Here is a 19,687-nt window from a genome sequence, read left to right as displayed (position 1 = left end):
ACGTCCCGCTACGCGGTCCGCGGGATACTTTCGAGCATGGCGTCTCCCGGCACGACCATCCTGCGCTCCGTCCTGCGCGATCACCGCGGTGTCCTCGCGCTCACCTGGACCCTCTATGGGATCGAGCTGATCGCCGGGCTCGCCCGCCCGTACCTGCTCGGGTCCGCAGTGGATGGCATGCTCGCCGGTCACTATCGCGGGTTCACCGCCCTCGTCGCCGCGCATCTCGTGTATCTGGTGGTTGGCGCGGCCCGCCACATGGTGGACACCCGGGCCTTCAGCGGCGTCTATCGCAGCTTTGTCACCCGGCTGGTGACGCAGCCGGATCCCGCCATCTCCCTGTCGCGGCGGTCGGGGCTCTCGGTGCTGACGCGGGAGATGACCGACTTCCTGCAGTACGACGTGAACTATGTCGTCGAAGCGCTCTACAACATCATCGGCTCGCTGCTGGTCATGCTGCTGTACGACCGCATCGTGGCGGCGATCTGCCTGGGGGTCCTCGTGCCGGTGACCCTCACCGGCCGCTGGTACAGCACGCGGGCGGCGCGCCTCAATCGGGAGCAGTACGACGAACTCGAGCAGCAGGTGGATGTGCTGGGGTCCAACGATCCACCGCGCATCGCCGCCCACTACGACGCCCTGCGCCGCACGCAGGTGCGGCTCTCCGACCTCGAAGCCGCCAACTGGGGCGCCACCGAGCTGAGTGTCCTCGTCATCCTCTCGGCGGCGCTGCTGCTGAGCACCGAACCCGGTGCCCTGCGGCTCCCCGTCGGCGCGATCGTCGCGCTCTACTCGTACGTGCAGCGCTTCGCGAGCGGGCTCGAAACCATTCCGTACACGCTGCAGCGGGTCAGCGCGCTGCGCGACATTCTGCGGCGCGTCGATGACGCGCTGGCGACCGCGCAGTAAGTTCGTGGCCACCTTCTCCCTCGTCTGGCACCCATGACGCTCCCGATCTCCTTCCGCGCGCGCGCGCGGCGCGCCGTGATTCTCGGTGGTGTGCTCCTCGTCGCGGCGGCACGCACCGGCGCGCAGGCGGCGCCCTACGACATCGTCATCCGCAACGGCCGCGTCATCGATCCCGAATCCAAGCTCGATGCCGTCCGCACCATCGGCATCCGCAACGGCAAGATCGCCACGATCACGACCGGCCCCCTCACCGGGCGCAAGACCATCGATGCCACGGGCCTCGTCGTTGCGCCCGGCTTCATCGACCTGCACGCGCACGGACAGGACGACGAGAACTATCGCCTCTTCGCGCAGGACGGCGTCACCACGGCGCTCGAACTTGAAGTGGGCACCGAGGATGTGCCGCGCTTCTACGCCGACCGCGCGGGCAAGGCGCTCATCAACTTTGGCGCCGCCGCCAGTCATCTGCGGAGCCGCATGGTGGTGCTTGGCGACAACGGTATCGCCAAGGGCACGCTGCTCCCCCTCGACTCCGCGGGATATCGGGTGGCCACCGACGCGCAGATCGCCGAGATGCGCCGTCTGATCGACCGCGGCCTCGATGCCGGTGGGCTCGGCGTCGGCATGGGGCTCCAGTACACCCCCGCCGCCACCAAGTACGAGGTGCTCGAAGCCTTCCGCAGCGCCGCCCGCCGCCACGCGCCCGTGTTCGTGCACACGCGCTCCTGGGGCGACACCGACCCGGGCAGCTCGGTGGAGTCGTACATGGAGGTGATCGCCGCCAGTGCCATCTCCGGCGCCCCGCTGCACATCGTGCACTTGAACTCCACGAGTCTTGCCGCCACGCCGCGCACCCTCGCCATGGTGGCCGACGCCCAACGGCGCGGCCTCGATGTCACGGCCGAAGCGTATCCCTACATCGCCGGCATGACCGAGATGGCGTCGCCGTTGCTCGATCGCTACGTCAACGGCCCCGACAGTCTGTTCAAGACGCTCCTGCTCCCACGCACCGGCGAACGGCTGACGCGCGCCACGTTCCTCGCCAATCGCAAACCCGGCGAAGTCGTGATCCTCTTCGCGAACACGCCGGAGATGGAGGCGATGGCCATTACGAGCCCACTGACCGCCATCGCGACCGACGGACGCATCAACCAGGGCATCGGCCATCCACGGGCCGCGGGGACCTTCGCCCGCGTCCTCGGCTACTACGTGCGCGAGACGCATCAGCTCACCCTCATGCAGGCGATCACCAAGATGACGCTCATGCCGGCGCGGCGGCTCGAGACCGTCGCCCCGGCCTTCACGCAGAAGGGGCGGCTGCGTGTTGGCGCCGATGCCGATGTCACCATCTTCGACGCTGCCACGGTGACGGACAAATCCACCTTCGCCCAGCCCGCCCTGCCGTCGGAGGGTGTTCGCCATGTCCTCGTGAACGGCGTCGCCGTGATCACTGATGGACGTGTGGTGGACGGGGTCTTTCCCGGGCGCGGCGCCCGCGGGCCCAGCCGCCCGTAGCCCGGCGGCTCCGACCGGCCTCATCGGCGCGGCGCGGGCCGAAACGCGGCGGCGCCGCCATATTCGTCCATCTCTCTCGTCAGGACGCCCCCGTGGACGCCGCCCTCACCGCTGCTCTCGCCCCCCGCTATCGCCTTATGCACCCGCTGGGTGCCGGGGGCATGGCGACCGTCTATCGCGCGGAGGACACGCGGCACCATCGGCAGGTAGCGGTGAAGGTGCTGAAGCCGGAGCTCGCGCGCGCCCTTGGCGCCGACCGTTTCCTGCGCGAGATCACCACCACCGCGAACCTGCGCCACCCCAACATCCTGCCCCTGTTCGACTCGGGCGAGGTGGACGGCGTGATGTTCTACGTCATGCCGCTGATCGAGGGCGAAACGCTGCGCGACCGGCTCCGGCGCGGCGCGCTCCCCGAAGACGAAGCGCTCCGCATCACCGATGAAGTCGCCGATGCGCTGCATTACGCGCACACGCGCGGCATCGTGCACCGGGATATCAAACCCGAGAACATCCTGCTCGAACACGGGCACGCGATTGTCGCCGACTTCGGTATCGCGCAGGCGGTGAGTGAAGTGGGCGGCGAAAAGCTCACCATGGTCGGCCTCGCCCTTGGCACGCCGCACTACATGAGCCCTGAGCAGGGAAGCGGCGATGCGGTGGACAGCCGCAGTGATCTCTACTCGCTCGCCTGTGTCACCTACGAGATGCTCACCGGCGCGCCGCCCTTCGATGCACCATCACCGGTGGCACTGCTCGTCAAGCACGTCGTGGAGCCGGTACCCTCGCTGGCCGTGCACCGCCCGGAGCTCAGCGCCTCGGTCGTCGCCGCCGTCGCCCGCGCCATGGCCAAGGAGCCCACCGCCCGCTTCGCCTCACTCCTCGAGTGGCGCGCCGCGCTCAAGCCCGCACTCGCCTTCTCCACGAGCGGACAGACGCCGGTCATCGCCCCCATCGACAAGGCGCCCCCCGCCTTCTCCTCCACCCTGCTGGGGCGCGACGACGCGCTCACCGAAGCGGCGGCGCATCTGCACGCCGGCGTGCGCGTTCTCTCGATCACTGGCTACGGCGGTACGGGCAAGACCCGCTTCGCGGCAGCACTGCAGCGCACCGTCGCGCCCGCCTTTCCCGATGGGACCGCGTTCGTCTCGCTGGCGTCCGTCACCGCCGTCGCCGACGTGATGCCCGCGATCAGCACCGCGCTTGATCTCGCCGAGGCCCACGGGCGCACCGCGGTGGATGCGCTGGTGAGTCTCATCGGCGCGCGGCGCGTGCTCCTGGTGCTCGACAACCTCGAACAGGTGATCGACGCCGCCGAAGACATTGCGCAGCTGATCGCGCGGTGCCCGGCGCTGCAGATCGTCGCGACCAGTCGCCGCCCGCTACGCATCGCGGCGGAAATGGAGCTGCCGCTCCCGCCGCTTGCCCTGCCCTCGGGCAGCGATCTCGAAGCGCTGCGGGTGTGCCCGTCGGTGGCGCTCTTCGTGCAGCGCGCCGAACGCGTCAAACCTGGCTTTGCGCTCACCAGTGCGAATGCCGCGGCCATCGCCGGCATCTGCCGTTCACTCGATGGGCTGCCACTCGCCCTCGAACTCGCCGCCGCCCGTGTGCGCATCCTCGAGCCGGCGGCGCTGCTGCAGCGACTCGACCACGCGCTCGATCTGCTCACCTCGGGCGATCGGGACCTGCCGCTGCGCCAGCGGACCCTGCGAGCCACGATCAGCTGGAGCTATTCACTCCTCACCGCCGACGAGCAGCGGCTGCTGCGCGCCTGCGCCGTCTTTCACGAGGGCTGGGCGCTCGATGCGCTGGAAGCCGTTTGTTATCCACCCGAAGAGCGCTGGCGCGCCCTCGATGAACTGGGCTCGCTCGTGGAGAAAGGGCTCGTCCGCGTCACCGGCAGCGGCGATCGGTTCAGCCTCCTCGAGACCATTCGCGCCTTTGCCTCCGAACAGCTGCACGCGAGTGGTGAAACCGAACGTGTGAAGCAGGCGCACGTGGCGTTCTTCCTCACACTCGCCGCCGAACTGGATCGCGCGATTCAGGGGAGCGGACAACGCGAGGCGATGCCCCGCGCGCGCGCCGAGAACGCCAACTGGTTCGCCGCCGTCCACTGGCTGCTCGCCCGCGCCCGAATGGGTGACGCACAGGCGCTCGCAGAGGGGCTCACGCTCTGCGGACGACTCGGCTGGTACTGGCACATCGTGGGGCTGCACGTGGCCTCGCAGGAGTATGTGGCACCGCTGCTGGCACTCGCCGGATCCACCGCCCACCGCCACGCGGTGGGGTTAGCCCAGTTCACCAACGGCATGAACCTGGCTTCGATGGGTGATCTCGAGGGGGCCGCGCGCGCGTGGCTGGAGATGCGCGCGATTGGCGAGGCACAGGGTGACCTCACGATGGCCGCCTTCGGTGCGGGGGGAACGGGGTATGCGTACTTCGGGCTCGGCATGATGCCCGAGGCGGCCGCGCAGCTCGACGCCGCCATCGCGTTCGGTCAACAGGCCCATCAGCCGTTCCTGCACGCGCTCTTCATGAGCATCCGCGGCATGCACCGCTTCGTGGACGGGGACCTCGAGGGCGGGCTGGCCATGCTCGACGAGGCTCGACGCATCCAGGTGCGTCTGGATGACTGCGAAGGCGGTGGCATGGCCCTCAGCTTCCTCGCCTCGATCTGGTTCGCCAAGGGAGATGTCGAGCGCGCCAGGGCGCTGTACAACGAATCCGAACTCCACTTCGCCATCGTGGGCGACAAGCCGGAACTCGCCCGCGTCCAGCTCGAGATGGGGTACCTCGCGCTCGCCGTGAATGATCTCGATGGCGCACGCGGGCAGTTCCTGCGCGCCCTGCGCACCAACGACGAGATCGGCAGTCAGCGCGGCGTGGGGCAGGTGCTGCTCGGGTTGGCGGCGATGGAGTCCGCCGCCGGTCGGCAGGACCGAGCGCTGCGCATCGCGGCCGCCGGACAGCAGCTCAGTGAGCGCATGGGCGCCGTGATCTCGCATCCCATGGCCCCGGGGCTCACCGAACGCATCGAAGCGCTCAAGGCCAGCGTGCCGCGCGACGCCCTCTCCGCGTTGCTCGAGCAAGCCAAGGCCATCACGCCGGCCGACATCTTCGACTTGGTGTCCGCGGCCTAGGTTCTCTACATCCACCGGAAACAGCCATGTCTCTCGTGCCGTCCGCTCGCCGCCTCGCCCCCATCGCCGGCCTCACCGCCCTCGTCGCGGCCAGCGCCCATGCGCAGGCCCCCGTCGCCGACGTGTCGCTCGCGCGCCTCGAGTGCGGCACCAATCAGCCGCCCACGGACGTCGGCCAGCGCTTCTCCGATACCTACGCCTACAACGGGCTCAAGGTCCAGCTGGTGTACAGCTGCTACGTCATCAGGCATGGCGACGACGTGCTCGTCTGGGACACGGGCTTCCCCAAGGGCAACACTCCCACGGCGCCCAAGGCAAGCCTCACCGAGATGCTGCCCCAGCTGGGCGTAACGCCCGCACAGGTCAAGTTCGTGGGATTGAGCCACTCGCACGGCGATCACATCGGGCAGGCGAGTCTCTTCCCGCAGGCTACGCTCCTCGTGGGGAAAGCCGACTGGGAGGTGCTGTCGGATGCCAAGGTCACGCCCAACCAGACGCCCATCGCCCCCTGGCTGAGCGGCGGCAGCAAGGTGGAACCGCTCACCGCCGACAAGGACGTCTTCGGCGACGGCTCGGTGATCATCCTCAACATGCCGGGCCACACGCCGGGGCATCGGAGCCTGCTCGTGAAGCTCAAGGGGATGGGCAACGTGCTCCTCACCGGCGATCTCGCGCACTTCCACGAGAACTACGACAGCAACGGTGTTCCGAGCTTCAACACCGACCGCGCCGCGACGCTGGCGTCGCTCGATCGCTTCAAGCAGATCGCCAAGAACCTCAAGGCCACGGTGATCATTCAGCACGATCAGCGCGATATCAGCAAGCTGCCCCTCTTTCCGGCGATGGCGAAGTAGGCCCACCGCATCCCCCGCATGAGCCGCGCATGATCAGCATCTTCAACGACGTTATCGGCCCGGTCATGCGGGGGGCGTCCAGCTCGCATTGCGCCGCGGCCCTCCGCATCGGACGCCTCGCGCGGGATCTCATGGGCGGTGAGCTGACGCACGTGCTGATCGAGTTCGATACCAACGGCTCGCTCCCGGCCACGCACACCAGTCAGGGCTCCGATATGGGGCTCTTCGGCGGCCTGCTCGGCTGGGACGCCGCCGACGCGCGCCTGCCGATGTCTCCCACGTACCTGGCGCAGGCCGGTGTGCAGGCGGAGATCCGCTACATCGACTGTGGCGACCCGCATCCGAATACGTATCGGCTCGCGCTGTCGAACGGCACCGAGCGACACACCATGATCGCCATCTCGACCGGCGGCGGCATGATCGAGGTGCTCGAGATCGATGGCCAGCGCGTGTCGCTCGATGGCGGAGCCCGCGTGGAGATCAACGGGCGCGTGCTCCAGCCAGTGTTGCCGGTGCCGTCGAACCCGGGCGCGGTGCTGCCGTTTCGCAGCGCCGCGGAGCTGCACGCGCACGATGCCGGCCGCGACGCGCCGCTCTGGCGCTACGCCGTCGAATACGAAATGGCGCGCGGCAACCTCACCGAGGCGCAGGTGCTCGACCTGATGGTGGATATCGTGCGCATCCTCCGGCGCTCCATCGCCGAGGGCATCGCCGGGACGTCGTATACGGATCGGCTGCTCGGGCACCAGTCCGGGATGTTCGCCGAGCACATGCAACGCGGCACACTGCTCAACGCGGGCGTGCTCAATCGCACCGTGCTCTACACCACCGCGCTCATGGAGGTGAAGAGCAGCATGGGCGTGATCGTCGCCGCGCCCACCGCCGGTGCGTGTGCCGCGCTCCCCGCGAGTTGCATTGCCGTCGCCGAGGAGATGCAACTGGACGAAACCGCCATGGCGCGCGCCATGCTGGCGGCCGGGTTGATTGGCGTCTTCATCGCCGGTCCCTGGACCTTCGCCGCCGAAGTGGGCGGCTGTCAGGCCGAGGGCGGCAGCGCCGCCGCGATGGCGGCCGCCGCCCTCGTCACCCTCGCTGGCGGCACGCTGACGCAAGCGACGGGGGCCGCAAGCATGGCGCTCCAGAGCATGCTCGGCCTCATCTGCGATCCCGTCGCGGCGCGCGTGGAGATCCCCTGCCTCGGCAAGAACGTCATCGCCGCCAGCAATGCGGTCTCGTGCGCCAACATGGCGCTCGCCGGATTCAACGCCATGATCCCGTTCGACGAAGTGGTGGGCGCCGCGGCGAGCGTCGCCGAACGCATGCCGCGGGAGCATCGGTGTACCGCACTCGGGGGGCTGGCCACGACACCCACGGCGCTGCGGTTGAGCGCCGAGCTGGCGGCCCGTGCGCGCGCGGAGTCGCGCGGGCGTTGAAGGGCCGCTAACGCGCATCCTCCGGGACGAGCACCTCCTGCGCAATGCGCCAGCGACCGCTCGCGTCTCGGCGCCACACCATGACCATGCGTACCCGCGTCGACGTCCCCGCAGCCGGTGGTCGCCCGTTTATCCACGAGGCCGTGCCGTACGCATACGCCAGCGGGCCGTGGCCTTCGGTGTGCGAGGCGGTGATCACGACATGCGACAGCGGCGTCATGCCGCGCGCCATCTCCAGCAGTTGGTCCCGTCCGGCAACCGGTGGCGAACCAGCCTCCAGCAACACGGCATCGTCGGTGTAGTGATCGACCCAGGCCAGGGGATCCGGCGCTTCAAGCGCCTTGATGACGGCGCCTTCAGCCGCGCGGATCTCCTGCGGATCGAATGGGCGCTCGGCGACCTTCGCGTAGCGACAGGCGCTCGCGATCACGAGCAGCAGGATGGCGGAAGCGGCGTTCGCGAGGCGGCGGATTGAAGCGCGCGTAGGCATGGCCGAAGCTAGGGCCTGGTCGAGCGGGTGACCAGCGGCGCGGCACCGATCGCCGTCGGTGGCGACGTGATGCCAAATGCCGACCTCATCTGGGGCCACCGACAACTAGCATTCGATACGCGTACGAAGTCGCCTTTCGAAGTGCATACTCACCCCATGAACCCACCCCTCACCCACGTCGAACTTCGCGTCCTCGGCTCGCTCATCGAGAAAGCCGCGACGGTGCCCGACAGCTATCCGCTCACGCTCAGCGGATTGGTCGCCGCCTGCAACCAGCTCACCAACCGCGAGCCGGTCATGCAACTCGATGAGGACACCGTCATCAGCGCCATCGTGACCCTCCGGCGTCGCAGCCTCGTCCGTGCCATTCAGCCGGCCGGATCGCGGGTGACGAAGTATCTGCACCTGCTCGATGAGGCGCTCGATCTCGACGCGCGGGAGCTGGCGCTGCTGGCCGTGCTCATGCTGCGCGGTCCCCAGACCTCGGCCGAACTGCATACCCGCACGGCGCGACTCGCCGACTTTGAGTCCGGCGTTTCGCTCGACCAGGTCCTCGAGGCGCTGCTCGCGCGCGACTCAGGCTCGCTGGTCGTCCGCCTCGCGCGCCAGCCTGGGCAGAAGGAGGTCCGCTACGCGCAGTTGCTCGGTGGCCCCGTGACGGAGGTCGCCGCGCCCGCCGCCCAAGAGCGCGCGGCCCCGGCCGCCACCGCCGAACGACAGGCGTTGGAGGCCCGGGTACAGACCCTCGAGCAGGAGATTGCCGCGCTGCGCGCCGACTTCGCGGCGTTCAAGGCCCAGTTCAGCTGAACGACGGAGGCGCCACCATGCGCATGCTTCTCGCCACGTGCAGGGCCGTGCTCGCGACCGTTGCGGCGGCATCGTCGGTCGGCGCTCAGCGCCCCGCGGTCGACGTCCTGCTCACCCACGCCCGCATCATCGACGTGCAGACCGGCCGCGTCACCGCGGGGCGGTCCATCGCCACCCGCGGCGACACCATCATCGCCATTGTGCCCGACGCCCGGGCGGCGCAGTATCGCGCCGCGCGTGTCATCGATGTGGCGGGCCGATATGTGATCCCCGCCCTGTGGGACATGCACATGCACTTCGGCGGCGGCCCGGCGCTCATCGAGGAGAACCGCGCCCTGATGCCGTTGTTCGTCGCGCACGGCATTGTCGCCGTGCGGGACGCGGCCGGCGATCTGTCCCCGAGCGTGTTCGCCTGGCGCGACTCCGTGAGCCGCGGGCTCATGGAGGGCCCGCGCATCTTCACCTCCGGACCCAAGATCGAAGGCATCAATTCAGTATGGCCGGGCGACATGGAGGTCGACACGAAGGCCGGCGTGGACAGTGCGCTCGATTATCTGCAAGCGCAACACGCCGATTTTGTGAAGCTCACCGACAACACGCTCAAGCCCGAGCTCTTCCGCTACGCGCTGGGCGAGATCCGCAAGCGGGGGCTCAAAAGCTCAGCGCACATCCCCGTCGCGGTGCCCGTCCGAGAGGCCGTCGAACTCGGGCTGGGTTCCATCGAGCACCTCTCGTACGCCGTCCGCGCGGGCGCCGAGAAGGCGGGGGCGCTAGCGCCGACCGACGTGATCGCGCAATTCGACAGTGTGAACGCCGCGTCCGTCTATCGCCTCATGGCGCAGCGCGGTACCGCCATCACGCCCACCCTCAACATCAGCAAGACGCTGGCCTGGCTCGATCGCGACACGCACGCGAACGATGCGTACCTCCAGTACATCGGCCCCGGCCTGCGCGCGACCTATCAGGGGCGTGTCGATCGAGCCGCGCAGGCCACCCCGGAGGCCATCGCCCGTCGCCATGCGAACTATGACTTTACCGCGGCGCGACTGCCCATGCTGCAGGCCGCCGGCGTGCTGATTCTCGCCGGCACCGACGCGGGGTTCCTCAATTCGTTCGACTACCCCGGCATCGGGCTGCATGATGAACTGGAGCTGATGGTCCAGGCCGGCCTCACGCCACTGCAGGCACTCCGCGGCGCGACGATCAACGGCGCCATCTTTCTCAATCAGACCAGCCGCCACGGCACCGTGGCGGTTGGCAAGGCGGCTGACCTGTTGGTGTTGGACCGCAATCCACTGGCCGATATCCGGGCCACGCGCGCCATGGCCGGCCTGCTCATGCGCGGTCGCTATCGCGACCGTGCCGCGCTCGATGACCTGCTGCGCAACGCCGCCGAGCGGGTCGCGCGAATGCCCGTACCGCGACCGTAGCAAGGCGCGACCCGTCCCCTTTCACCACGCCGGGCACGGGGCCCCGGATCACTGCGGTGTAACGCGCGCGACGCGGCCGGCATTGACTCCATACCCTTCGTTGGACGCCCCGTGCTGATCGCCTCGTGACTCACCCAGTTCCTCAACGCGTGCCCCTGCCACCCACCGACCTCACCGCCGAGCAGCTGCGCTTGCTGCGCGCCGGGGATGCCTCGGTGCTGGCCGAGCTCTATCACCACCACGCCGCACGGCTCGTGCGCGTGGCGCGCCGCATCACACAGGACGCCGGCGATGCGGAAGACGTCGTTCACGACGTCTTTGTGGGGCTCACCGATGCCGCCCGACACTACGAGCCCCGCGGCCGATTCGTGAGCTGGTTGGTCACCTGCACCGTGCGCACCGCACTCATGCGGAGACGCGCCGCCGGCCGGCGCCGCGAGGTGACCTTCGAGCAGGCGTGGCCAGCCGGCACGGCGCCGACGGCCGCCTCGCGCCCGGATCTCGCCGCCGAGCTCGCCGATGTCGAGGCGCGCCTGATCGCCTTGCCCGCCACGCAGCGCTCCGTGATCAGTTTGCGACTCGAAGGCTTTTCGCACGCCGAGATCGCGCAGGCCCTTGGAATCAGCGAAGGGAATTCCCGCGTCCGCCTCGCGCGCGCCCTCGAACAACTGATCGCGGCCGACGTTGCGCCCCCGCGTTCATCCACCGCCCAGCCGGAGCCCGGTTCATGACTACCTCGCCTTCTGCTGTACGCGATCAGCATCCATCGCTCGCCGACTGGGATGCCTATCGCCGTGGTCCGCAGTACACGCACGAACTCCTCACGCCGGCCACGACGCTCGCGGCCCATCTCGAGCGCTGCGCGTCGTGTCGTGAGCTGGTCGCTCGCCTCGAGGCACTCACCGCGGCACTCGAATGCGACGCCGATGCCGCGCCGCCCGGGCTCTGGTCTCGCATCGCCGCGTCACGGGCGAGCGGCGACCGCGTGCTGCTCCCCGGCCAGCCGATCGACGACGAGGATGGTCTCGACGCCGCCTCGATGCCCCGCGATGTGGCGCGTTCGCTGCCGTCGCCGCGCGCGCCACACCGCGCGGCGCGGCGCACGCTCCTCGCCGCCGGTCTCGCCGCCGTCGCCGCTTTGGCGCTCTTCCGCCGCACCCCCGTCGCCGAAGCCGGCATCATCGCCGGCACCATGACGCTGAGCCCTGCCATGCCGAAACCCGGCGAAGCAGTGGATGTACGCTACGCCGCGGGCGCGCTCTTTGGCCGCCCATCCACCTTGCGCCTGCGGGCCCGTGTCCGCACTGCGAGTGCCAGCGACGAAACCGGCGGCATCACCGTCACCACCCTCGGAACACTCACCCGCACGGAGGGCAACGAGTATCGGGGACACTTCAGACTGCCCGACTCCATTGTCTTCGCCGCACTCGTGGTGGAGGACACAGCGGCGCGCGCCGTGGACGACTTTGGCGGGCGCACTTGGGAGGTGCTGCGCAGCACCAGCGCCGGACAGCCGTCACTCGCCGCGCTCCACCAGCGGGCCGAAGACTTGATGGGACGCGGCTGGGAAGCCGGGCTCGCCAATGTGCGGCGCATGGTGGCACTCTACCCCGATTCGCTTGAGGCGTGGTCGTGGCTCGCGTCCTTCGAGAACTGGATGAGTCTGGCCAATGACAGCACAAAGGCCGTGCATCGCACGCAGGCCGCGCGATTGGAGCAGCTCTATACCACCCACGGGCTGGTGCATCCGGAAAAGATCGGGCGCTTCTTCTGGTATACCCGGCAACTCGACACGGCGGCCAACACTCGCTGGGCTGCGCGACTGCTACGCGCCGCACCCACCAACGAGTTCGCCATCCAGGAGCGGATGCTGCGCGCCATGCGGCGCGCCTGGGAGACGGGCGATTCCGTCGGAGCGCTGGCCGCGCTGGAGGCGATGTGGCCTGAGGTACCGCGCAGTCGCCAGGGACAGGTCGCCGGGGAAGCCCTCTCCCTCATCCCCAAGACCGACGCGAACGCCGTCGCCGTACAACGCTGGTTGACACGCGCGCAGGGCGAATCGCCCACGATCGGCCAGGATCGCAGCGCCGGGCGCGTCTACCTCCGCATTCCCTCGCTGCAACGCGTCGCGCTTGCCAAGCTCCGGCGCGCAGCCGAGCGCAGCACGAACCCGGCCGAGTTCACGCGGGCACTTACGGAAACGGCAGACGCCTTTGGCCGGCGACAGTTCCGGTCGCGGGCCTTGAGCGATGCCGCGCTGGGTCAGGCGCTCGCGACCGTCGGCGAGCGCGCGCAGGCTATTGACATTCTGCGCCGTGCCGCCGACGCGGCGTGGGATCCCGAGGTCTTCACCGCTCTCGCCAACGCCAGCATGGCCGCCGGTGACACCGCGTTCGCCCTCCCGCATCTCGCACGCGTCGCCGTCGATCCGCGGACTGCCGCCGAACGCAAGCGCTCCGTCGACGCTCTCGGCCGCGCCCGGCTCGGGGCCGCCGGTTGGGACACGATGCTGGCCACGCAGCGTGCGGAGTTGTCGCGCCGTGTGCTCGCCGAAGCGCGTCCGCGCCATGTCGACGATGTCACGCTTCCCGACCTCCAGAACCGCACGACCACGCTGTATCAGCTCGGTGGGGGCAAACCGCTGCTCGTCGTGTTCTGGTCGCCCAACTGCGGCCCCGCCGTGGACGCGCTCCCGGCGATCGAGGCGCTTGGCAAGGATCTCGCCGCGCGCGGCCTGCCCATGATTACCATCGTGGAGCAGCCGCGGCGCGATCGAGCGCTCGACGAGACCATCGCCCGCACCAGGTTCACGCGCCCTGTCTATCTGGACGCCGGCGGCAAGGCCTCCGCCGCGTTCAACAATTGGGGCACGCCGCAACTCTATCTCGTGGACGGCCGTGGGCGCGTGCAGTTCGCGCCGACGAGCGATGTGGACGAGGTGCGCGTACAAGCCGAGGCGATGCTGGCAGCGAAAGACTGACCACGCGGCGGAGCCGCCGGAGGCGTGAACGGCCGCCCCGCCCAACGCGGACCGGAACTTGTGAGCGCGCTCGTGTCTAAGAAGAGAGACCTTCACACCTCATCATGCCCCGACTTCCGCGCCGCCTCACCGCCCTGCTCCTCCTCGCCCCGGCCTCCATCGCCGCCGCCCAGCCCGCGAAGCCCACGGTGGCACCAGCTGCCACCCTCGACACCGCCGTCTTCGCCGGCGGCTGCTTCTGGGGCGTCGAAGCCGTCTTCGAACACCTCAAGGGGGTGAAGCAGGTCGTCTCCGGCTACGCCGGGGGCTCGCTGGTCAACCCCGACTACGAGTACGTGAGCTCGGGGCGCACCGGCCACGCCGAATCGGTGCGCGTGATCTTCGACCCACGCGTCATCGGCTACGACACGTTGCTCGACGTCTTCTTCCGCGTGGCGCACGACCCCACCGAACTCAATCGCCAGGGGCCCGACATCGGCACGCAGTATCGCTCGGCGATCTTCACCACCTCACCGGCGCAGCAGGCCGCGGCCAAGGCGGCCATCGCCCAGCTCACCGCCGCCAAGGTCTATCGCAAGCCCATCGTGACCGAGGTCAAGCCGCTCGACAAGTTCTACGACGCCGAGCGGTATCACCAGAACTACCTGTACACGCACACCGACCAGCCGTACATCGTGTACAACGATCTGCCCAAGCTCGACGCGCTCAAGAAGCAGTTCGGCGCGCTCTGGGAGGACACGAAGGGCAAGTAGGGCGACGGCGCCCTTGTGCGCCGCGGCCCCGGGCCCGAGAATAGGCATCGGTTCGTCCCCCTCCCGACGCCCATGACGCCTGGCCCCTCCTCCGAACAGCCGGAGACGCCTCCGCCGCCGCACGTCCACCGCCGCACCGTGATCGGCGGTGCCGCCGTCGCGGCCGGTCTTGCACTCGTGGGCTCCTTCGAGCAGCTCGCCGCCGCGACCCAACCGGCCGCGCAACCGGCGGCCCCGCCGCCGCCGGCACCGCCGCCAAGCGCCCCGGCCGACCCCACCAAGGTCCTCGGCGCGCCCACCTCGGCCATCAGTGAGCGCTCACCGTTCGTGACAACGGGGCGCAATCCCATCGGGGCCGTGTCGGGCAGCTCGCTGACGCCGCTGCATCAGTTCAGCGGCACGATCACCCCCACTGATCTGCAGTTCGAGCGCCACCACGCCGGCGTTCCCACGATCGATCCGGCCACCTACAAGCTGCTGCTGCACGGCCTCGTCGATCGCCCGCTCGCGTTCACGCTCGACGACCTCATGACCTTTCCGGCCGTGAGCCGCGTGTACTTCCTCGAGTGCTCCGGCAACGGGCGGCTCGCCTACAAGGGCACCAAGCCGGATCTCTCGCCCCAGAACATCGACGGTCTCTTTGCCAACGGCGAGTGGACCGGCGTGCCGGTCAAGACGCTGCTCGCCGAGGCCGGCGTGAAAGCCGGCGCCGAGTGGGCACTCGCCGAAGGCGGTGACGCCGCGCTGCTGTCGCGCAGCATTCCGGTGAGCAAGCTGCTCGACGATGCGCTGCTCGTGTACGCGCTGAACGGCGAGCCGCTGCGCCCCGCCGCGGGCTTCCCCGCGCGCCTGTTCCTCCCCGGCTGGGAGGGAAACACCAACATCAAGTGGATCCGGCGGCTCGAGCTCATTCGCGAGCCGAACATGTCGAAGGACGAAACGTCGAAGTACACCGACCCGCTCCCCGGCGGCAAGGCGCGCATGTTCTCCTTCGAGATCGACGCCAAGTCCATCATCACCACGCCCACGTATCCCGCCAAGGTCGCGAAGCCGGGCTGGGTGCCGGTGCGCGGTCTCGCGTGGAGCGGCCGCGGGCGCATCACCGCCGTGGATATCTCCACCGACGGCGGCGCGACGTGGACCGCCGCAGAACTGATGGGCACCCCCACCGCAAAGGCCGCCGTGCGCTTTCAGCACCTGTGGCAATGGGATGGCAAGCCAGCCACGCTCATGAGCCGCGCGGTAGATGAAACCGGCTACGTGCAGCCCACGCTCGCCGAGTACCGCGCCGCGCGCGGTGTGGGGACCGACTACCACTACAACCACATTCGCGCGTGGGCAGTCGCCGCCGACGGCACCGTGACCTATGGCGGTGCCGCATGACGCGCGCCCTCGTCATGCTCGGTGCGCTCGCGCTGCTCACCGCCTGCGGTGGCGGCAGCGACACCACGACGCGCGGCACCGTGCACCCCGCCCCCGCCTATCCCGCGCGCTTCGCCCTCGGGCGCGAGGCCTCGGCGCAGGAGATCGCGGCGTGGGATCTCGATGTGAACCCCAAAGGCGAAGGGCTCCCCGCCGGCAGTGGCACCGCGACAACCGGCGCGATCGTCTACGCCGCCAAGTGCGCTTCCTGCCACGGACCCAACGGCGAGGGCATCGCGCCCAATCCCAAACTCGTGGGGCGAGAGCCGCGCAACTTCTCTTTTGCCGACTCCGTCGGCCACGTGAAGACGATCGGCAACTACTGGCCCTACGCCACCACGCTCTACGACTACATCCGGCGCGCGATGCCACAGTCGGCGCCCGGGTCGCTCTCGGCGGATGAGACGTACGGCGTGATCGCCTGGCTCCTCGCGCAGAACGAGGTCATCCCCAAGGACCAGGTCATCGACGCCACCTCGCTCCCCAAGGTCGTCATGCCATCGCGCGATCGGTTCGTGCGCGACGATCGGAAGGGAGGCCCCGGGTTCCGGTGACACGCCACAAGCACCAGCGCAGTGACATCACCTACGCCAGTGCCTGTGATCTGCTCGAACACGCGCTGCGCGACGGCCTGCGTCCGCGCATTCTCGACGCGCTCACCGAGATGGACGACCCGCGCCAAAGCGCCATCGCGCTGCGCAATGCGATGCGGTCGCACCTCTTTCCGACCGACGCCGAGCCGCTGCGCCTGCAGCGCATCGTGCACAGCTTCGACACCCGCGCCCGGCGCGCCGGCCTGCACGTGCTCGAGAGCTGGGATTACGTCGCGCACCGCTTCGCCCCCGACATCACGCCGGTATTGATGCTCGACCGCTGCGCGCTGGATCAGGTCCCCGCGGGACGCCAGCGCGCCGCCCTCGCCGTGCTCCTCGACCACTACTTCCTCTCCATTCTCGGGCTGCTCGTGGTTCGCGCCTTTGAGGAAGGCGACCCAAACGAGAACATCGACCGCGCCACGGCACTGCTGCGCGCCCTGCACGGTCGCGACCGCAGCAACTGCCCGCTGGTCGATGACGTCGAAACCCTGCTGCTGTCGTCTATCTCGCAGTACTCTCCCGACGAGCACCCCTACGAGGTCATCGCCCGGCGATTCGACGTGCTCACCGACGACCGGCGCCGCCGCATGGCGCACGCATGTGCCGCCGTCCTCGGCGGGCACCTGCGCTGGGGCATGCGCTTCATGTACCGGCGCGACGTCGCGTTGATGCGCGCGGACAACGTCGTCGACTACCCACTGGTGATTTACGGCGTGCTGAATTGCCTGCGCGATTTTGAAGTCGAGCGATCGGCCGACGCCGATGGCGTTGAACACGCACGCACGATCGAGGCATTGCTCAACGGCCTCTCAGCAGATCCGTCGTTTGCCACGAATAAGACGCCCCAGTGGCTGCGCACCCATCAGGCCGATCACGCCGAACTGCGCGAACGCGTACTCGACAACCGGGACGCACTCCTCGAGGCGTTCGACGCGCATCAACCGTCGTCGGGATCGTATAGCCCACTGGGCTTCGATACCAATTTTCTCTGCAACACCGTCGTCGCCATGGTCGCCACCGCAGTGGCCAACGACGGGCCGCAGCCGTCGCTCAACGCGCTCTTCACCGCACGACCGCGCGACGACACGGCAAGCGCCGAGACCGAGCGATACGCCCGCGCGCTGATGGGCTACGCCGTCGGCAATCGGGTCGCCAGCGAGGCGCCGCTCATCGTGTACGACCCGTACGAAGCGGCGCATGCGTTCAACTCGACACGCACCATCCTGCGGCAGGCCCAGCGCGCCACCGCCGTCGGCGCGGAGCAGTGGATCAACCCACCAGCGCTCACCGCATCCGCACGTACGTCGCAAACGTGACGCCCGTCGTCGCCCCGGTCGCATCCTCGCGCATGTAGATCACGGCAATCGTGTTGTGATCGGGCGACAGTACATTGGTCAGCCGCTGCGTCACCCGGCCGTTGTTCGAGTTCACGATTTCGTTGATGAACGGGCTCACCGTTCGCACCGCCGCGTGTGTCTGCCCCGCATTGCCGGTGACCGGCATGTCGCGGCCGTCGAAGTCCGTGGTGTACCACCAGCGCGTCGTATCCCCGCGCGCACTCACCGCCTGAATGGTGACCTTCATGCCCTGCGCGCCGAACGGCTCGTACGTCATGATGTTGCTGGCCGGCGCCGGCGCGTCTGACTTGAGGAGCCAGCGCCCGAAGCGCGGATTGGCGGGCTGCGCGCCGGCAATCGTCCCGAGCACGAACGTCAGCGCACCAGCAGCGAACCACGGCGAGAGACGGGACATGAGCACTCCTCGAAGGTCGGATAGGTCGGGGCGTCGTGCCCCTATCGTAACACGGTGAAGCCTCGCCGGCCGGTCACCACCCCGCACCCGCGGCGTTCCATCGCCACTTCGACCTCGTAGGCACCGGCGCGCAGTTGACTGATATCCAACGCCAGCTCACGCAGCAGCGTCGGCGTGGCGGCATCCACCTTCAGCACCACATGCTCCGGGCTCGGCTCGCGCCAGCTGATCGCCAGCCCCACCTTCGGATCATCGCCGAGACCGAAGAAGCGCCCGGCGCGCTGCAGCGCGGTCTGTGTCGCCAGGCCACTGATGCGCAGCGACACCGACACGGTATCCGATTCGCGAAACCCGTAACTCTCCCAGGCCACGCCAATCTTCGACGGTGCGGTGAGCCGTAGACTGCCCAGCAACCCCTCGCGGACATCCATCAGCCCCCGACGCTGCACGGCTGCAGCGTCGAGTAGCATCGGGGTCGAGACCGCGCACCGTGTCGCGGCCATCGGGCCCAGCATCTCCGGTGTGATCCCCATGCGGCTCCGCAACCCGGCCACCCCACCGCCCTTAAGAAGCAGCTCCGCCGACAGCACACCGCTCGCACGCACCCGCCCCTCGACGAACACACGATCCCCTCGGCCACCGCGCGTCGATGCCACCTCGCGCACCTCACCGGGCGCCGGGCTGTGCATCAGAAAGAGCTGCCCGTCGATCGCGGGCAGGACATCCAACAGGCCGCCGGTGAGCTGCGCGGCGAGCAGCACGAGCGCCGTCGTATCGCGACGCAACACCACCGCCTGCGTGTTCGGAAGACGCCCCACACTCCCGCGCGGATGCAGGAAGAACTCGCGAGGCCACCACGTCTCCGCCGTCACCTCCATCGGCGGATCGGTGGCGTAGTCGCTGTCGGCCACCGTGAGTGGCGCCGAGGCCACGCGCCACGCGGGCAGCGTGGGTGAGTTGGCGCGCCAGTACTCCACCGAGGGAAAGGGGGGCGCGTTGTGCGCGCCCTGATAGTGCGTGTGCGTCTTGTCCTGCTCGGCACCCGCCCAGAACAGATGCTGCGGCCACCCGTAGCGCAGGCGCATCGCTTCGATCGCGGTGCCACCCACCTCGCGGCGCAGATCGTGATGCGCGTCCAGCGGCAGCTCCATCACGAGTTCGTTGCGGATCTGCCGGGCCAGATGCTCCACCAACCGCAGGTTCACTTCCTCGGCGAAGAACGGCGTGGCCAGCCACCAGAACGCGGTATCGAGCGAATCGCGCGCGGCGCACGGCACCGCGGCGTACGTCGCAGCCTCCCGTGGTGGAAGCAGCGTCTCGACCGAGCGCCACGCACACCGCTCATCGGCGGGCAGGAGCCGAAACACCGCCCGAAAGAGGCGCTCGGCACCCTTCCAGTCGCCGACCGTGTACGCCACGTACCCCTTGAGGCGCTCACAGAGCGTCGCCGCATGTGCGGGACAACGCTCGAGCGCCCGCGTCGCCACCGCCTGTCAATGATCGCCTGATTCTCCCCACCCAGTGATCGTGTCAAAGTCCCCACCCGGTGAAGATCACAGCTCCGCGTGAGCCGTGACGGTGGATCGCATCAGCCCCGCTTTGCGCTTCTC

General features: G+C 69.0%; 16 protein-coding genes. 13 read left to right on the top strand and 3 right to left on the bottom strand.

The genetic code is table 11. The features are described 5' to 3' along the window. Window positions 1–36 precede the first annotated feature (36 nt). The 5 genes from K2R93_07480 (at window position 37) to K2R93_07460 (ending at window position 7,848) form a co-directional block, all read left to right on the top strand. Window positions 37–909 (top strand): ABC transporter six-transmembrane domain-containing protein, encoded by an 873-nt coding sequence (locus K2R93_07480; GenBank protein MBY0489669.1) that lies wholly within the window; start codon window positions 37–39, stop codon window positions 907–909. Window positions 910–942: 33 nt separating this feature from the next. After that, window positions 943–2,424 (top strand): amidohydrolase family protein, encoded by a 1,482-nt coding sequence (locus tag K2R93_07475; protein MBY0489668.1) that lies wholly within the window; start codon window positions 943–945, stop codon window positions 2,422–2,424. A 92-nt stretch (window positions 2,425–2,516) separates the two neighbouring features. Then, a complete protein-coding gene (locus K2R93_07470) occupies window positions 2,517–5,561 on the top strand; it encodes a protein kinase (GenBank protein ID MBY0489667.1) in 3,045 nt (1,014 codons plus the stop codon). A 26-nt stretch (window positions 5,562–5,587) separates the two neighbouring features. After that, a complete protein-coding gene (locus K2R93_07465; GenBank protein ID MBY0489666.1) occupies window positions 5,588–6,415 on the top strand; it encodes an N-acyl homoserine lactonase family protein in 828 nt (275 codons plus the stop codon). A 29-nt stretch (window positions 6,416–6,444) separates the two neighbouring features. Next, window positions 6,445–7,848 (top strand): L-serine ammonia-lyase, iron-sulfur-dependent, subunit alpha, encoded by a 1,404-nt coding sequence (locus tag K2R93_07460; GenBank protein ID MBY0489665.1) that lies wholly within the window; start codon window positions 6,445–6,447, stop codon window positions 7,846–7,848. 7 nt (window positions 7,849–7,855) lie between these two features. On the opposite strand, the gene K2R93_07455 is transcribed toward K2R93_07460, so the two are convergent. Further along, window positions 7,856–8,338 carry a DUF4440 domain-containing protein gene (locus K2R93_07455; protein MBY0489664.1) on the bottom strand — a complete coding sequence of 161 codons (483 nt, stop codon included), beginning with the start codon at window positions 8,336–8,338 and terminating at the stop codon, window positions 7,856–7,858. A gap of 156 nt (window positions 8,339–8,494) precedes the next feature. Here K2R93_07455 and K2R93_07450 point away from each other — a divergent pair, with 156 nt between their 5' ends. The 8 genes from K2R93_07450 (at window position 8,495) to K2R93_07415 (ending at window position 17,641) form a co-directional block, all read left to right on the top strand. Beyond that, on the top strand, window positions 8,495–9,145 hold the full coding sequence (locus tag K2R93_07450) for a YceH family protein (protein MBY0489663.1): 651 nt from the start codon (window positions 8,495–8,497) through the stop codon (window positions 9,143–9,145). Window positions 9,146–9,162: 17 nt separating this feature from the next. Continuing rightward, entirely contained in the window at window positions 9,163–10,575 is a 1,413-nt protein-coding gene (locus tag K2R93_07445) for an amidohydrolase family protein (protein MBY0489662.1), read from the top strand. 149 nt (window positions 10,576–10,724) lie between these two features. Further along, on the top strand, window positions 10,725–11,306 hold the full coding sequence (locus tag K2R93_07440; protein MBY0489661.1) for a sigma-70 family RNA polymerase sigma factor: 582 nt from the start codon (window positions 10,725–10,727) through the stop codon (window positions 11,304–11,306). Beyond that, window positions 11,303–13,555 (top strand): redoxin domain-containing protein, encoded by a 2,253-nt coding sequence (locus tag K2R93_07435; GenBank protein MBY0489660.1) that lies wholly within the window; start codon window positions 11,303–11,305, stop codon window positions 13,553–13,555. The genes K2R93_07440 and K2R93_07435 overlap by 4 nt, the downstream gene beginning before the upstream one ends. A gap of 104 nt (window positions 13,556–13,659) precedes the next feature. Continuing rightward, window positions 13,660–14,307 (top strand): peptide-methionine (S)-S-oxide reductase MsrA, encoded by a 648-nt coding sequence (msrA, locus tag K2R93_07430; GenBank protein ID MBY0489659.1) that lies wholly within the window; start codon window positions 13,660–13,662, stop codon window positions 14,305–14,307. Window positions 14,308–14,379: 72 nt separating this feature from the next. Next, window positions 14,380–15,690 carry a sulfite dehydrogenase gene (soxC, locus tag K2R93_07425; protein MBY0489658.1) on the top strand — a complete coding sequence of 437 codons (1,311 nt, stop codon included), beginning with the start codon at window positions 14,380–14,382 and terminating at the stop codon, window positions 15,688–15,690. After that, on the top strand, window positions 15,687–16,283 hold the full coding sequence (locus K2R93_07420; GenBank protein MBY0489657.1) for a cytochrome c: 597 nt from the start codon (window positions 15,687–15,689) through the stop codon (window positions 16,281–16,283). Before soxC ends, K2R93_07420 begins: the two co-directional genes overlap by 4 nt. Further along, complete coding sequence (locus K2R93_07415; protein ID MBY0489656.1) at window positions 16,280–17,641, top strand: hypothetical protein; 1,362 nt, start codon at window positions 16,280–16,282, stop codon at window positions 17,639–17,641. Before K2R93_07420 ends, K2R93_07415 begins: the two co-directional genes overlap by 4 nt. Here K2R93_07415 and K2R93_07410 read toward each other — a convergent pair. Next, the gene (locus K2R93_07410) at window positions 17,610–18,077 is read right to left on the bottom strand and encodes a hypothetical protein (protein MBY0489655.1); all 468 of its coding nucleotides are present in this window, start codon (window positions 18,075–18,077) and stop codon (window positions 17,610–17,612) included. The genes K2R93_07415 and K2R93_07410 overlap by 32 nt on opposite strands. A 41-nt stretch (window positions 18,078–18,118) precedes the next feature. Continuing rightward, complete coding sequence (locus K2R93_07405) at window positions 18,119–19,564, bottom strand: hypothetical protein (protein ID MBY0489654.1); 1,446 nt, start codon at window positions 19,562–19,564, stop codon at window positions 18,119–18,121. Window positions 19,565–19,687: the final 123 nt, after the last annotated feature.

The organism is Gemmatimonadaceae bacterium, assembly GCA_019752115.1.
Classification (GTDB): Bacteria; Gemmatimonadota; Gemmatimonadetes; order Gemmatimonadales; family Gemmatimonadaceae; genus Gemmatimonas.
Note: the sequence above shows the minus strand (reverse complement) of the source record. Positions and strands in the feature narration are given on the sequence as shown.

Excerpts from the sequence above, each read along its gene's own strand:
- K2R93_07480 (MBY0489669.1), top strand. The coding sequence starts at position 37 with ATGGCGTCTCCCGGCACGACCATCCTGCGCTCCGTCCTGCGCGATCAC.
- K2R93_07445 (MBY0489662.1), top strand. The coding sequence starts at position 9,163 with ATGCGCATGCTTCTCGCCACGTGCAGGGCCGTGCTCGCGACCGTTGCG.
- K2R93_07460 (MBY0489665.1), top strand. The coding sequence starts at position 6,445 with ATGATCAGCATCTTCAACGACGTTATCGGCCCGGTCATGCGGGGGGCG.
- K2R93_07410 (MBY0489655.1), bottom strand. The coding sequence starts at position 18,077 with ATGTCCCGTCTCTCGCCGTGGTTCGCTGCTGGTGCGCTGACGTTCGTG.
- K2R93_07420 (MBY0489657.1), top strand. The coding sequence starts at position 15,687 with ATGACGCGCGCCCTCGTCATGCTCGGTGCGCTCGCGCTGCTCACCGCC.
- msrA (MBY0489659.1), top strand. The coding sequence starts at position 13,660 with ATGCCCCGACTTCCGCGCCGCCTCACCGCCCTGCTCCTCCTCGCCCCG.
- K2R93_07465 (MBY0489666.1), top strand. The coding sequence starts at position 5,588 with ATGTCTCTCGTGCCGTCCGCTCGCCGCCTCGCCCCCATCGCCGGCCTC.
- K2R93_07475 (MBY0489668.1), top strand. The coding sequence starts at position 943 with ATGACGCTCCCGATCTCCTTCCGCGCGCGCGCGCGGCGCGCCGTGATT.
- K2R93_07435 (MBY0489660.1), top strand. The coding sequence starts at position 11,303 with ATGACTACCTCGCCTTCTGCTGTACGCGATCAGCATCCATCGCTCGCC.
- K2R93_07455 (MBY0489664.1), bottom strand. The coding sequence starts at position 8,338 with ATGCCTACGCGCGCTTCAATCCGCCGCCTCGCGAACGCCGCTTCCGCC.
- K2R93_07450 (MBY0489663.1), top strand. The coding sequence starts at position 8,495 with ATGAACCCACCCCTCACCCACGTCGAACTTCGCGTCCTCGGCTCGCTC.
- soxC (MBY0489658.1), top strand. The coding sequence starts at position 14,380 with ATGACGCCTGGCCCCTCCTCCGAACAGCCGGAGACGCCTCCGCCGCCG.